The sequence below is a fragment of the Corynebacterium sp. AOP40-4SA-5 genome, assembly GCF_052377355.1.
Taxonomy (GTDB): Bacteria; Actinomycetota; Actinomycetes; order Mycobacteriales; family Mycobacteriaceae; genus Corynebacterium.
Genome location: NZ_JBQSWS010000013.1, coordinates 23,386 through 37,729, shown reverse-complemented (window position 1 = coordinate 37,729; position 14,344 = coordinate 23,386). Strand labels below are relative to the sequence as shown.

Below are 14,344 nucleotides of genomic sequence, written 5' to 3'. Positions count from 1 at the left end.
TAGAACTTCATGAGCGCAACCACTGAGATGAGCGACCAGTCCGGCGACCGGGCTGCCGTCGGGAGCGAGGATCGATACGACCCGCGGCGCCTCGCCCGGGTCATTCTGCCGAAGCGGGGTGAACCGCGGGACGTGCGTTCCCTCTACATCGTGGAGAACGAGCAGACCCCGGGGCGCGTCACCGCCCTGTCGCGCACGTCCGCCCGCATCCCCGCGGGCGAGGAGATCAGCTTCGAGAGCTACTTCAACGGGTTCCCCGCGTCCTACTGGCGCCGGTGGAGCCAGCTCGACGAGGTGCAGCTGCGCGTCGACCTCACCGGCGACGCGCGCATCGACATCTACCGCTCCAAGATCGACGGCTCGCGTATCGCCGTGACCGGCGGCATCGTGGAGGTCGACGAGGACGGCCGCGGTGTCGCGGAGTTCACCATGTCCCTGGACCCGTTCGAGGACGGCGGCTGGATCTGGTTCGACATCACGTGCGAGTCCGAGACCGTCATCCACAGCGCCGGCTGGTTCGCCACGAAGGACGCCGGGGAGCAGCGCGTGGTCTCCGACACCGTGGTGACCGATCCCGTCACCGGCGGGAAGAAGACGCTCAAGGCGGGAGACGTCCTGCCCGCCCCGGAGCCGCGCGTGACGATCGGCATCCCCACGTTCAACCGTCCGGCGGACGCCGTCGCCGCGTTGGAGGCGCTGTCGTCCGACCCGGTCGTCGACTCGGTCGTGGACACGCTGATCATGCCCGACCAGGGCACGAAGCACCCGAAGGACGAGCCGGGCTTCCCGGCGGTCGAGGAGCACTACGGCGACCGGCTGCGCATGCCGGTGCAGGGCAACCTCGGTGGCTCCGGCGGATACTCGCGCATCATGTACGAGGCGCGTCACCCGGAGCGCGGCACCGACAGCCCGTTCATCCTCTACATGGACGACGACATCGCCATCGAGCCGGACAGCGTGCTGCGCTCCCTGGCGGCGTCGCGCTACGCCACCTCGCCGATGCTGGTCGGCGGTCAGATGCTGAACCTGCAGGAGCGCAGCCACCTGCACACCATGGGCGAGATCATCGACCGTGGCAGCTTCATGTGGACCGCCGCCCCGCACACGCACTACGACCACGACTTCTACAACCACCCGCTGCGTGACCGCGGCGAGTACGGGGAGAACGCCTCCGGCGAGGCGGTCGACTCCAAGGACCTGCACCGCCGCATCGACGCCGACTACAACGGCTGGTGGATGTGCATGATCCCGCGCGTCGTCGCCGACACCATCGGCCAGCCCCTGCCGCTGTTCATCAAGTGGGACGACGGCGAGTTCGGCCTGCGCGCCCGCGACCACGGCTTCCCCACGGCGTCCTGGCCCGGCATTGCGATCTGGCACATGGCCTGGTCCGACAAGGACGACGCCATCGACTGGCAGGCCTACTTCCACCTGCGCAACCGGCTCATCGTCGCCGCCCTGCAGCACGAGGGCAGCCCGACGGGCATCATCACCTCGATGACGAAGGCCACCGCCAAGCACCTCATGTGCCTGGAGTACTCCACCGTGGCGATCCAGAACGAGGCGATGAAGGACTTCCTCGCCGGCCCGGACCAGCTCTTCGACATCCTCGACACCGCGCTGCCGCGCATCAACGCGCTGCGCAAGCAGTACCCGGACGCCGTCGTCGTGCCGTCCGCCGCGCAGCTGCCCGCCCCGGTGGGTGGACCGGCGAAGCTGACGGACATCCCGCTGTCGCCGTTCGCCAAGGTCTCGCGCCTGGCGAAGGTCGTGGCCAACAACCTGCGCCCGGCCGACCCGCACCACCACGAGGTGCCGCAGGTCAACCTGCCCCCGATCGAGGCCCGCTGGTTCTCCCTCGGCCGTCTCGACGGGGTCACCGTGACCACCGCCGACGGCCGTGGCGTGGTCTACCGCAAGCGCGACCGTGACAAGGCCCGTGACCTGGCCCGCGAGTCCGCGCGCCTGCAGAAGGAGGTGGCGACCCGCTTCGACGAGATGCGGCAGCGCTACCGCGTGGCACACCCCGAGCTGACCAGCGTGGACGCCTGGGCGAAGATCTTCGAGCCGGGGGAGACGTCATGACCTCTGCGGTCCGCTCCGAGGCGGACGTGCTCGTCGCCGTGCAGGACGCCGTCCTGAAGGCGCCGGCCGACCGTACCGTCCTCGCCACCGCCCGCGGGCTGAGCCACTTCGGCGAGCACGCGCTCGGCTGGTTCGCCCTCGCCGGCACCGGCGCAGCGGTCGCCGCCGTGCGCGGACGTAAGGACACGGCCGGCGCGACGGCCGGCGTGGCACCCTGGGTGGAGCTGGGCGTCTCGGCGTTCACCGCCCACGCGGCGTCCGTCGTCCTCAAGCGGGTCGTGCGACGCCGCCGGCCCTCGGACCCGCGCATCCGCGTCGGGGTGGCGACGCCGTCGCGGCTGAGCTTCCCCTCGTCACACGCCACGTCCACCGCCGCGGCGCTGACGTCGCTGACCCGGGTCACCGGGTCCCGGCTGCCGCTCGCCGGCGTGCCGGTGATGATGGCGTCCCGCCTGGTCCTCGGGGTGCACTACCCCACCGACGTCCTCGCCGGCGTCGCCCTCGGGGTGGCGACCGAGAAGGCCGTCCACCGAACTGCGAAGGAGATCAACCGATGACCCGACCCGGGACGGACCCCGAATTCGACCCCACCGAGTCCAACGACACCAACGAGCGTCCGGGGGAGCGTCAGGTGTTCATCGGGTCCGAACCGCACACCTCCGGGCTCGAGGAGCCGGCGGAGTGGGAGGACCAGACCTACGCCAAGGAGTCGACGGAGGACACCGGTGCCGGTACCGGCCACCGTGCCCCGCGCAACCTGCCCGAGGCGATGGTCAAGGCGCTGCGCCCCAAGCAGTGGGTGAAGAACGTCCTCGTCGTCGCTGCGCCCGCGGCCGCCGGCGGTGACCTGCTCTTCCAGGGGCGGGTGATCACCGACATCATCATCGCCTTCGTCGTGTTCTGCCTCGGCGCCTCGTCGATCTACCTGGTCAACGACGCCAAGGACGTGGAGTCCGACCGTCAGCACCCCACGAAGCGCTACCGGCCGATCGCCGCGGGCGTGCTTCCGGTGGGCCTGGCCTACGCCATGGCGGTGGTGCTCATCGTCGCCGCCATCGGGTTGAGCTTCCTGGCGTCCAACGGCGGCTCGCTGGCGATCGTCATCGCCATCTACATCGGGCTGCAGCTGGGCTACTGCTTCGGCTGGAAGCACCAGCCGGTCATCGACATCGCGCTGGTGTCCTCCGGGTTCATGCTGCGCGCCATGGCCGGTGGCGTGGCCGCGAGCATCGACCTGTCCCAGTGGTTCCTGCTGGTCGCCGCGTTCGGTTCGCTGTTCATGGCCGCCGGCAAGCGGTACGCGGAGCTCAAGCTGTCGCTGCGCTCGGGCGCGAAGATCCGCAAGTCGCTGGAGAGCTACACTCCGACCTACCTGCGGTTCGTGTGGACGCTGTCCGCCACGGCCGTGGTGCTGGCCTACGCCCTGTGGGGCTTCGACATGAGCCAGCAGCACCCGGGTCACGCCTCGGTCTGGTACCAGGTCTCCATGGTGCCCTTCACCGTGGCGATCCTGCGCTACGCCGCGGACGTCGACCGGGGCGAGGGTGGTGCACCGGACGAGATCGCACTGAGCGACAGGACGCTGCAGGCCCTTGCGCTGCTGTGGGTCGCCACGATCGCGGTGGCCGTGTACGTGATTCCGGCCGTTACCTAGGGGCCTGTCGAACCTGGCATCCCGCTGGCCCGTCCCTGGCGTAACGCTTGGGGCGGGCTTGACGATATTCTTGGCGGAAAAGATCACTGTTTGGTAACGTCCGGTTCGTTGACTAGAGACGACCTGCACGACCCTGACGACGCTGACTGAACAACCGCAAGTAAAGGAAAACATGACGACTGCCACCGGAAAGCACCGGTCCGCGACCGGCTCGCTGGGCCGCAAGATCATGGCCCTGATCGTCGCGATCGGCACCGCCTTCGGCTTGGCCGCCGTCGTGGCCCCGACTGCCTCGGCAGACGAGCGGGCGACGCTGGGACCGCGCTGTACCTGGGCGAACTACAACTACTACGTCCAGAACTGCTGGTTCTGGTCGGCGTCGATGAACCAGGACATCCAGGTCCAGATCAAGCGCTCGAACAGCCAGGCCGCGATGTACCTGCTCGACGGGCTGCGTGCCCGTGACGACTGGAACGCCTGGACCTACCAGGGCCACGCCCCGGAGATGTTCGTCAACGACGACGTCAACGTGGTCATGCCCGTCGGTGGCGCCTCCCAGTTCTACTCGGACTGGATCGGCCCGTTCAACGGTTCCACCACCCCGAAGAAGCCGCGTTGGGAGACCTTCCTCACCAGTGAGCTGCCCGCGCAGCTGGCGCAGAACTTCAACATCAGCCGCACCAACAACGCGCTGGTGGGCCTGTCGATGGGCGGTACCGCGGCGATCAACCTCGCCTCGCGTCACCGTGACCAGTTCAAGCAGGTCACCTCGCTGTCCGGCTACCTGAACACCACAGCCCCGGGCATGTACATGGCCCTGCAGTTCGCCATGAACGAGGGCTCGCGCGGCGCGAACATCTGGGACATGTGGGGTCACCCGCTGCACCCGACGCGTTTCGCCAACGACCCGCTGCTCAACGCGCCGAAGCTGTCCGGCATGCCGGTGTACATCTCCGCGGCGGCCGGCATCCCCGGCCCGCGCGACGACTTCATGGCCAACCCGGTCGGCGGTATCGCCGGTATCGGCCTGGAGTGGGGCTCCCGCGGATCCACCGCCACCTTCGAGCTCGCCGCCCGCGCCTCCGGCGCGAACGTGACGGCCAGCTACCCCACGGTCGGCGTCCACAACTGGACGCTGTGGACCCCGGAGCTGCAGAAGGCCCGCACGTCGATCCTCGACGCGCTGAACGTCTGCTACCGCGCCGGCCAGGTCGTCTGCTGACCTGACTGAGAGCCTGACTGAAGCAGTGCCCCCACGGCCCGGGAGATGATCACCATCTCCCGGGCCGTAGGCATACACTCGGCGAGTATGGAAACAGAAGAGAACCAACCGGGGCAGCAGGGGGAGCGGGCGCACGTCGGGCACAGTGGGAACGGTCGCCGGCTCACGGCGGTGGACCGCGGTGCGCGGCCCTTCATGCGGGGACGGCTCCACGAGAACGCCGCCTGGTACTTCGGGGGAACCGGGACGGCCCTGACCGCCGCCGCATTCATGCTGCACGGTAATGCCGCGCTGTCCTGGATCACCGCGCTGTACTCGCTGTGCCTGATCGCGCTCTTCGCGGTGTCCGCGCTCTACCACCGTGCCCCGTGGCGCAGCGAGGCCACCGTGCAGGCGTGGCGTCGGGCGGACCACTCGATGATCGCCATCTTCATCGCCGGCACCTACGGTCCCATCGCCGTGTTCGCCTTCGACTCCTGGTCGGACGGGCTGTGGATCCTTCCGGTCTGCTGGGTGCTGGCGATCGGCGCGGTGGCGATGAACATCTTCTGGATCGGCCACCCGCGCTGGCTGGACGTGGTCGTCTACCTGGCGTTGGGGTGGCTGGCGGTGCTGAAGCTCGGGGGCTTCGTGGAGTCGATCCCGGTGGTGCCGGGGATCCTCATCGTGGTCGGCGGGCTGGTCTACTCCGCCGGGGCGGTGGTGTACGGCCGGCAGCGTCCCAACCCCTCGGTGCGCTGGTTCGGTTTCCACGAGGTGTTCCACGCCGCGACGATCGTGGCCGGGGGACTGCACCACATCGCGATCTGGATCCTCGTTCTGTCCTGAAGGCTGTGCGGGGGTGTGGTGGGGTGTTAGACTCCGTGGAGAAACTAAGTCTCAAGTAAAACTTCAAGGTTCTGGCGTGTTGTCCGGGGCATTTCGCGTCCCGGTTGCCATAATTGCCGGTGTTGCCGTCACCCTCCGTCCGTCCTCCGTACCGGGGCCGGGCCGCGGTGGCGGGCACCGGTTTTCGACCGGACGTCGGCAGTGGGCGGGGAACCCGCTGCCGGTGCACCGGTCACTCCACAGCCGATGCCGCCGTGACCGTCGAGACGTACCTACGAAGGAAGAACGCCACCACCATGAGTAACGCTGCGAACACCCGCACCGGGAAGTCCCTCGCCCGCCGCCCCTCGTCCCGTGGGGCTTCACGGCGCGTCGGTGCCGCCATCCTGGCGGTGCCGCTCTCGGTGGCCCTGGCGCTGCCCCTCGCCGCGCCTGCCGCGGCGCAGGGCGGCAGCCTCGGCGGCCTCGGCAACTACCTCGACCCGGACGACGTGCCGGAGCGTCCTACGCAGGAGACCACCGACCAGGACCTGCCGGGACTGCCCGACGGCGTGGACGTCGACCGCGTCGAGTGGCTGTCCGACCGGTGGGCGAACGTCTACATCAACACCCCGTCGATGCCCGGCGAGCCGGTGCTGGTGCAGATCCTCCTGGCCCGCGACTGGTACAGCCAGCCCGACCGCGACTTCCCGTCCGTGTGGGCGCTGGACGGCCTGCGCGCCCGCGACGACGAGTCCGGCTGGACCCTGTCGACCAACATCCAGCAGTTCTACGCCGACAAGAACGTCAACGTGATCATGCCCGTCGGCGGCGCATCGTCCTTCTACACCGACTGGGAGGAGGACCCCGAGGACGGCACCACCTACAACTGGGAGACCTTCCTGACCCAGGAGCTGCCCGCGGTGCTGCGTGAAGGCTGGCGCACCACCGAGCAGCGTGCCATCACCGGCATCTCCATGGGTGGTACCGCCGCGGTGAACCTCGCGCAGCGCCACCCGGAGCTCTTCCAGTTCGTCGGTTCCTTCTCCGGTTACCTCGACACCACCTCGCCCGGTGTGCCGCAGGCCATCAACTTCGCCACCAACGAGGGCAACGGCTACGACGCGCAGCGCATGTGGGGATCCTACGGCTCCGAGCGCTGGAACGAGAACGACCCCAAGCAGCACGTCGACCAGCTCAAGGACATGACGGTCTACGTCTCCGCCGGCAACGGCAACGCCGGTCCCTACGACCAGCAGGGGCCGATCCCCGGCTACCCGGCCAACCCGGCGGCCTTCGGCCTGGAGGCGATGTCGCGGATGACCACGCAGACCTTCGCCAACGCAGCCAACCGCGCCGACGTGGACGTGGTCACCAAGTACCGCAGCTCCGGCACCCACGACTGGCCCTACTGGCAGTACGAGATGACCCAGGCCTGGCCGTACATCGCCCAGACCTTCGGGCTGTCCGACGAGGACCGTGGCGCCAACTGCGCCGCCGTGGGACGCATCGCCGAGGCAGAGAAGCGCCAGCGCAGCCAGAACCTGGGGACCTGCACCACCAACGAGTACGACGCCGCGAACGGCGGCAAGGTGCAGGACTTCCGCAACGGCCGCATCTACTGGAAGAAGGACGCCGAGAAGGCCTGGGCCAGCTGGGGCCGCATCGGTGCCCGCTACTCCGAGATGGGCGGTGCCGGCAGCTGGCTGGGCTACCCCACCGGCGAGGAGCAGACCGGACTGAAGGACGGCGGCATCCTGCAGCGCTTCGAGAACGGCATCATCTACTGGACGCCGCAGACCGGTGCCGTCGCGGTGAAGAACGACATCGTCGACGCCTGGGGTGCCACCAAGTGGGAGAGCGGCGCCTTCGGCTACCCGGTCTCCGCCGTGGAGACCGTCAAGGACGGTGCCGCCCAGCAGTTCCAGAACGGTGTCGCCGTGCGTGACAAGTCCGGCAAGGTCCGCATGATCGAGGGGCAGATCGGTTCGAAGTACGTCGAGGCCGGCGGCCCCGACGACTCCGGACTCGGCTTCCCGACCTCCGAGGAGATCAAGATCAAGGGTGGCGCGTTCACCCAGTTCGAGCACGGCAACATCTACTGGTCCGCCTCCACCGGTGCGCACATCATCCGCTACGGCTCGATCTTCGACGCCTGGGGCGAGGAGAAGTGGGAGCAGGGTCGCTTCGGCTTCCCGGTCGAGGACCAGCAGTCCATCGACGCCGGCGGCGAGGTCGTGAAGTTCCAGAACGGTGAGATCCGCGAGGTCAACGGCAACGTCGAGAAGGATCCGCGATGAGCATCCCGATGAAGCGGTTCGGCGCTGCGGCGTCTGCACTGCTGCTCGCCGGCACCCTGGCCGCCTGCGGCGGCGACTCCACGGTCGACAGTGACGACGACACGCAGACCAACGTCCCCAGCGTGAGTTCGTCCGCCTCGTCATCGGCGTCACCGTCCTCGTCGGACGCACCGACGTCCGCCGCGCCGGACACCGGCTACGGCTCCGGCGACTCCCCGCGCGACGGGGAGGTCAACGAGGTCGAGGAGCCGGGTGGCGAGGTCGCACCCCGGACCGACGAGGACGACGCCTTCCTCTCCCAGATCAAGGACAACGGCATCGACGTGGAGGATTCGGCGATCCAGGACCAGGTCATCGCCGCCGCCCGTGAGCAGTGCCTGGCGAACGAGGAGGGGCGCGACGGGTTCGCCGTGCCGATGATCGCCGGCCAGCTCGAGGTGCAGGAGCTCACCGACGTGTCCGCCGAGGATGCCCAGCGCATCATCACCGAGGCCGCGGAGAACCACTACTGCGGCTGACCCGCGCAGGGGAAGGGGCCCGGAGAAGTGCTACCACTTCTCCGGGCCCTTTCGCGGTATACCCGCAGGTCGCTGAAAAGCAGACCCGGAAAAAGTGGTAACACTTCTCGACATGCGGAGACGGGGGCACCCGCAGGGTGTCCTGCGTCACTTTTTAAGTGATATTTATACTACCGTGTATCGGTTTCTGGGGGCCCGGCGATAAGGCAGGGGTTGTACCGACGTTTCCATCCAAGGAGAACCCCAGTGTCCCATCGCCCATCGCGGCATGCCCGGGTAACCGGCACGTTGCTGGCCTGTGCCCTCATCTTCACGCCGCTGGCACCGGCATCCGCCGAAGAGACCGGCCAAGTGACCGCCCAAGATACGGCCCAGGAAGCGGCCCAGGAAGCCGCCCAGGACGATTCGGGGGTCTCCCCGGAGGCCGCCGCGGCCGCCGAGGCGGCCACGGACACCGCCCCGGAGAACTCCCCGCTGGCGTTCATGGACCCCGGTGCCGCCCCCGAGCGCGAGCCGCTGTCGGTCACCGAGCAGGACCTGCCGGGACTGCCGGACGGTGTCTCGGTGGAGAAGGTCGAGTGGATCACCGACCGGTGGGTGAAGCTCCACATCAACTCCGCCGCCATGCCGGGGGAGACGGTGAAGGTGCAGGTCCACCTGGCGCGCGACTGGTACAGCTCCCCGGAGAAGACCTTCCCCTCGGTCTGGCAGCTCGGCCCGCTCTACAGCAGCGAGGACGAGAGCGCCTGGTCCTACGCCACCGACGCCGTCCGGTTCTACGCGGACAAGAACGTGAACCTGGTGCTGCCGATCGGCGGCGGCGGGTCGTTCTTCACTGACTGGCAGTCGGCGGACGGCGGCAAGAGCTTCAAGTGGGAGACCTTCCTCACCAAGGAGCTGCCGCCGATCCTGGAGCAGGGCTGGCGCACCAACGACCGCCGCGCGGTCAGCGGGCTGTCGATGGGCGCGACCGGCGCAATGGTGCTCGCCGGACGCAACGCGGAGATGTTCGACTTCGCGGCGTCCTTCTCCGGCTACCTGGACACCTCGTCGCCGTTGATGCCGCGCGCGTTCGGCATGATCACCGAGCAGGCCGGCTACGACGCCCGCAAGATGTGGGGCAACTACTACTCGCCGGAGTGGTTCACCCACGACCCGAAACTGCTGGTCGGCAACTTCCGTCGCGCGGGGACCACCGTCTACGTGGCCGCCGGCAACGGTCTGGCCGGCGCGTGGGACGCCCAGGGCGACATCCCGGGCAGCGCGGCGGACATCAACTCCGGTGCGATGGAGGCGGCGTCGCGGGTGACCAGCCAGACGTTCGTGAACTTCGCCAACCTCGCCGGGGTGAAGACCGTGACGAAGTTCCGTCCGAATGGCACACACACCTGGCCGTACTGGGAGTACGAGATGAAGCAGGCGTGGCCGTACATGGCGGACGCCCTGGGGCTCGACGAGTCCGACACCTCTGTGCAGTGCGAGGCCGAGGGTGCCTTCGCCGAGGCGGTGGAGCGTTACCGCACGAACAAGAACAACTACGACCTCGGCGACTGCATCAGCGAGGTCTACGAGATCAGGAACGAGGACGGAAAGGTCACCGGTACCGCCCAGGACTTCCGTGGCGGTGTGGTCTACCTGAAGGACGGCGCGGACGAGGAGACCGGTGCGGTGGCCACCTGGGGCCGCACCGGCGCGAAGTACCGCGAACTCGGCGGCCCGAACTCCTGGCTCGGCTACCCGGTGGAGCCGGACTCCTGGGCCCGCGACGGTGGCGCGTGGGCGCAGTTCGAGCACGGCTTCATCTACTGGTCGCAGGTGCAGGACGGCAAGGGCCCGGTGACCGTGGCCCAGGACGTGGTCGACAAGTGGAGCGCCACGAACTGGGAGTACGGCGCGTGGGGTTACCCGGTCGCCCCGGAGGAGGACATCACCGTCGCCGGACGCACCGGCCAGGTCCAGCGCTTCGAGAACGGTGCGGCGCTGCGCACCCCGGACGGGGACGTGCACCTGCTGCACGGTGCGATCGCCGCGCGTTACCTCGGTACGGACGCCACGAGCGTCGCCCAGCGTGAGGAGCTGGGCTTCCCGACCGGTGACCACAGCGCCACGCACGTGCCCGGCTACTTCACCGACTTCGACAACGGGGTCATCTACTGGTCCCAGGAGTACGGCACGGCGCTGATCCGTCACGGCGCGCTCTTCGACGCCTACCGCCGGGAGGACTTCGAGCGGGGACGCTACGGCTTCCTCACCGGCGACGAGACCGTCGCGTCGGACGGCTCGCGTCGCGCCGACTTCACCGGCGGCACCCTGTTCACCGTCGGTGGCGCCGACGGCGGGAACACCGTCTACACCCTGCCGAACCGTGCGATCGCCGAGCGCTACGACGAGCTGGACGGCCCGGACGGGCTCCTCGGCCTGCCGGACATGGACCGCACGCCCGGTGACACCGCGGCGTCGCCGGAGGGCACCCGCGGACAGTTCCGCGACTTCGAGCACGGGGTGCTCTACACCTCGGACAAGGGCACCTTCGTGATCCGCCACGGCGCACTGTTCGACGCCTACCGTGCCCAGGGGTACGAGGGCGGCGAGCTCGGCTTCATCACCGGCGACTACACCGGGCACGCCGACGGCTCGGCCTCGGTGGAGTTCGAGGGCGGCACGCTGGTGCAGGATCCCGACGGCACCGTGCACCGGAGCTGACGCGTACTCACGCGAGCTGCCCACCACCTGGCAGAGCGCTGCCAGGAAAACGGGGTACTCTGACTGCCCATGAGAAAGTTCCTCACCATCGCGGCGGTCATCGTCCTCGCCGTCGTCCTGGTCGTCAGCATCGGTTCGTGGCTCTCCCGCGAAGCCGGCGGCCCAGGCTCCGACAACACCGCCGAGCCGGACGCCACCCGCACCACCGACCCGGAGCAGCCGGCGTCCTGCCCGGACTACCAGCTGTTCGCCGCGCCGGGCACCTGGGAGTCCTCCGCGGACGACGACCCGATCCACCCGACGTCGCACCCCAACTCGCTGCTGCTCAACGTCACCCAGCCGTTGCAGGAGGAGTTCGGCGACGGTGTCGACGGGGGCCAGCTCAAGAGCTGGACGCTGCCCTACGCCGCACAGTTCCGCAACATCCAGGCGCTGCGCGAGATGTCCTACGACGACTCCCGCAACCAGGGGTACGCCGCGCTCGAGGCCGAGATGACGGCCGTCAACGAGCAGTGCCCGGCCACCCGCATGATCATGGTCGGGTTCAGCCAGGGTGCGGTGCTCACCGGCGACCTGGCCACCGCCATCGGCAACGGCCAGTCCAGCGTGCCGGCGGACGCCGTCGCCGGCGTCGCGTTGATCGCCGACGGTCGTCGGGAGGACGGCAAGGGTGAGCTCGTCGGCAGCCCCGACGCCACCGGTATCGGCGCGGAGATCGCGCTCAGCCCCGTCAGCGCCCTGGTCAGCCCCATCGTCCCGGGGGCGTCGATGCGCGGTGCACGCCCGCAGGACTTCGGTGCCCTCCAGGACAGCACGCTGCAGTTCTGCGCCCCGGCCGACCTGGTGTGCAGTGCGCCGCGGGACATCGGCAACGCGGTGCAGCGTGCCAACGACCTCATCGACGCCAACAAGGTGCACGCGGAGTACTCCAGCAACGGCACCGTCGTCGACGGCGGCACCGTCCCGCAGTGGATCAACAACTGGGTCGGCGACATCATCGCCGAAGGGCGGTAATTGTCACGGGAGACGTCCCGGGGACGATAGGATTCATTGCGGAAAGCAATCCGACAGACAGTAACGAGGGAGACCTGATGGACATCAGCGACGCGATGGCGCAGTTCTACGACGACAAGGGCGAGATCGCCATCCCGGACCAGCTCTCGCTCTCCGCCATGTGCGAGATGCTGTTCACCATGGCCCAGATGGAGGGGACGGTCGACACCCCGCTGATCACCTTCCACGACTTCGCCTCCGGTGCCGAGGGGGAGACCGTCACCTGGACGCGCGCGGAGGTCAACACCCGCGTCAAGGCGGTCTGCGTACGCCTGCAGCAGGTCACCGAGCGTGGGGACCGGGTGGCGATCCTGGCCAACAACAGCCCGGAGTACCTCTTCGGCTTCATGGGCGCGCTCTACGCCGGCACGGTCCCGGTGCCGCTCTACGACCCCACCGAGCCCGGTCACGCCGACCACCTCGCCGCCGTCCTGGACTCGTCCACGCCCACCGTGGTGCTCACGAACAAGACCTCCGCCGGCCACGTGCGCAGCCACTTCGCCGCGCTGCCGTCCTCCGAGCGTCCCCGCGTGCTCACCATCGACGCCCTGCCTGACTCGCTCGCCGAGGAGTGGCAGAACCCGATGATGGCGCTGATGGAGCACCCGGAGCTGGCGCCGAACGCCGGCGACGCGGCGTTCCTGCAGTACACCTCCGGTTCCACCCGCACCCCGGCCGGCGTGGTGCTGACCCACCGCAGCATCGTGACCAACGTGCTGCAGGTCTTCCAGGCCGGCCAGCTGCAGATGCCGATGCGCCTGGTCAACTGGCTGCCCTTCCACCACGACATGGGCATCATCCTGTCGTCCTTCGTGCTGATCCTGGGCATCCCGCAGGACATCATGGCCCCGCGCGACTTCATCCAGGACCCGGGTCGCTGGATCGGCCAGCTCGCCGACCGCGGCGACGGCGTGAACGTGTACACCGGTGTCCCGAACTTCGCCCTGGAGCTCGCCTCGCGTTACGCCGACCCGGCCAAGCGCGCGGACCTGGCGGACATCGACCTCAGCCACGTCGAGGGCATCATCAACGGTGCCGAGGCCGTGAGCCTGCAGTCCGTGGACCGCTTCTGCGACGTCTTCGAGCCGGCCGGGTTCCGCCGCTCCACGATGCGCCCGTCCTACGGTCTGGCCGAGGCGACCGTCTTCGTGACCACCCCGCAGACCGAGGACCGCCCGAAGCTGCGCGTCTTCGACCGCGAGAAGCTCGCCGAGGGTCAGGCCGTGGAGGTCGCCGACGACGCCGAGAACGCCGTGCCGATCATGAGCGTCGGCGAGCCCGGCCCGTCCCTGTTCATGGCCATCGTCGACCCCACCTCCGGTGAGGAGCTCGCCGAGGGCACCGTGGGCGAGGTGTGGCTCAACGGCGGCAACATCGCCGCCGGCTACCTCGAGCGCGAGGACGACACCACCGAGACCTTCCGCAACTCCCTGCCGGCGGCCAACCGTCTCTCCGACGGCTCGGCCGTCCAGGACGCCCCGCAGGACGACTGGCTGCGCACCGGTGACCTGGCGGTCGTCGTCGACGGCCAGCTCTACATCACCGGCCGCATCAAGGACCTCGTCGTCGTCGCCGGACGCAACCACTACCCGCAGGACATCGAGGCCACCGCCGCCGACGCCACGCAGGGCCACGTCCTGCCCGGCGTGCTCGCCGCCTTCGCGGTGAGCGGTGCGGGCAGCGACTCGGGCTCCGAGGAGCTCGTCCTCGTCGCCGAGCGTGACCCGGAGGCACCCGCGTCCGGTGACGCGGAGGCCGTGGCGTCCATCCGCCAGGCCGTCACCGCCACCCACGGTGTGACGCCCGCGGACATCCGCATCGTGGACCAGGGGACGATCCCCCGGTCCTCGGCGAACAAGATCGCCCGCCGCGTGTGCGCCACCGCCTACCTGGACGGCCGCTTCGACCGGTAGTGACCGGTCCCCGCCGTCACCGTCGACTAGAGTGGTTGACGTCCTTTTTGTAGCGTGGCGACGGCCACCGTCGATTGCATGTTGACGGT

10 protein-coding genes are annotated in these 14,344 nt (G+C 69.0%); all 10 read left to right on the top strand.

Annotation, left to right across the window (positions count from 1 at the left end):
* Positions 1-27 precede the first annotated feature (27 nt).
* The 10 genes from ACT3S3_RS09255 (at position 28) to ACT3S3_RS09210 (ending at position 14,255) form a co-directional block, all read left to right on the top strand.
* Positions 28-2,085 (top strand): glycosyltransferase, encoded by a 2,058-nt coding sequence (locus ACT3S3_RS09255; RefSeq protein ID WP_301441680.1) that lies wholly within the window; start codon positions 28-30, stop codon positions 2,083-2,085.
* The gene (locus ACT3S3_RS09250) at positions 2,082-2,642 is read left to right on the top strand and encodes a phosphatase PAP2 family protein (protein WP_301441667.1); all 561 of its coding nucleotides are present in this window, start codon (positions 2,082-2,084) and stop codon (positions 2,640-2,642) included. The genes ACT3S3_RS09255 and ACT3S3_RS09250 overlap by 4 nt, the downstream gene beginning before the upstream one ends.
* The gene (locus ACT3S3_RS09245) at positions 2,639-3,739 is read left to right on the top strand and encodes a decaprenyl-phosphate phosphoribosyltransferase (RefSeq protein WP_301441666.1); all 1,101 of its coding nucleotides are present in this window, start codon (positions 2,639-2,641) and stop codon (positions 3,737-3,739) included. The genes ACT3S3_RS09250 and ACT3S3_RS09245 overlap by 4 nt, the downstream gene beginning before the upstream one ends.
* Positions 3,740-3,911: 172 nt before the next feature.
* Positions 3,912-4,961, top strand: a complete 1,050-nt coding sequence (locus ACT3S3_RS09240) for an alpha/beta hydrolase (protein ID WP_301441665.1) — start codon at positions 3,912-3,914, stop codon at positions 4,959-4,961.
* A gap of 195 nt (positions 4,962-5,156) precedes the next feature.
* Positions 5,157-5,789, top strand: coding sequence for a PAQR family membrane homeostasis protein TrhA (gene trhA, locus ACT3S3_RS09235; RefSeq protein WP_301441679.1), 633 nt, complete (start codon positions 5,157-5,159; stop codon positions 5,787-5,789).
* Between the two features lie 296 nt (positions 5,790-6,085).
* Positions 6,086-8,068: an alpha/beta hydrolase-fold protein gene (locus ACT3S3_RS09230; RefSeq protein WP_301441664.1), complete on the top strand. Its 1,983-nt coding sequence runs from the start codon at positions 6,086-6,088 to the stop codon at positions 8,066-8,068.
* Positions 8,065-8,586 carry a DUF732 domain-containing protein gene (locus ACT3S3_RS09225; protein WP_444626703.1) on the top strand — a complete coding sequence of 174 codons (522 nt, stop codon included), beginning with the start codon at positions 8,065-8,067 and terminating at the stop codon, positions 8,584-8,586. The genes ACT3S3_RS09230 and ACT3S3_RS09225 overlap by 4 nt, the downstream gene beginning before the upstream one ends.
* Positions 8,587-8,937: 351 nt before the next feature.
* Positions 8,938-11,289: an alpha/beta hydrolase-fold protein gene (locus tag ACT3S3_RS09220; protein ID WP_301441662.1), complete on the top strand. Its 2,352-nt coding sequence runs from the start codon at positions 8,938-8,940 to the stop codon at positions 11,287-11,289.
* A gap of 69 nt (positions 11,290-11,358) precedes the next feature.
* Complete coding sequence (locus tag ACT3S3_RS09215) at positions 11,359-12,303, top strand: cutinase family protein (protein ID WP_301441661.1); 945 nt, start codon at positions 11,359-11,361, stop codon at positions 12,301-12,303.
* A gap of 77 nt (positions 12,304-12,380) precedes the next feature.
* Positions 12,381-14,255, top strand: a complete 1,875-nt coding sequence (locus ACT3S3_RS09210; protein ID WP_301441660.1) for a FadD32-like long-chain-fatty-acid--AMP ligase — start codon at positions 12,381-12,383, stop codon at positions 14,253-14,255.
* Positions 14,256-14,344 lie beyond the last annotated feature (89 nt).

What these genes read in the sequence shown, in the direction of transcription:
- ACT3S3_RS09255 (WP_301441680.1), top strand. Translation starts at nt 28, where the DNA reads ATGAGCGACCAGTCCGGCGACCGGGCTGCCGTCGGGAGCGAGGATCGA.
- ACT3S3_RS09250 (WP_301441667.1), top strand. Translation starts at nt 2,082, where the DNA reads ATGACCTCTGCGGTCCGCTCCGAGGCGGACGTGCTCGTCGCCGTGCAG.
- ACT3S3_RS09245 (WP_301441666.1), top strand. Translation starts at nt 2,639, where the DNA reads ATGACCCGACCCGGGACGGACCCCGAATTCGACCCCACCGAGTCCAAC.
- ACT3S3_RS09240 (WP_301441665.1), top strand. Translation starts at nt 3,912, where the DNA reads ATGACGACTGCCACCGGAAAGCACCGGTCCGCGACCGGCTCGCTGGGC.
- trhA (WP_301441679.1), top strand. Translation starts at nt 5,157, where the DNA reads ATGCGGGGACGGCTCCACGAGAACGCCGCCTGGTACTTCGGGGGAACC.
- ACT3S3_RS09230 (WP_301441664.1), top strand. Translation starts at nt 6,086, where the DNA reads ATGAGTAACGCTGCGAACACCCGCACCGGGAAGTCCCTCGCCCGCCGC.
- ACT3S3_RS09225 (WP_444626703.1), top strand. Translation starts at nt 8,065, where the DNA reads ATGAGCATCCCGATGAAGCGGTTCGGCGCTGCGGCGTCTGCACTGCTG.
- ACT3S3_RS09215 (WP_301441661.1), top strand. Translation starts at nt 11,359, where the DNA reads ATGAGAAAGTTCCTCACCATCGCGGCGGTCATCGTCCTCGCCGTCGTC.
- ACT3S3_RS09210 (WP_301441660.1), top strand. Translation starts at nt 12,381, where the DNA reads ATGGACATCAGCGACGCGATGGCGCAGTTCTACGACGACAAGGGCGAG.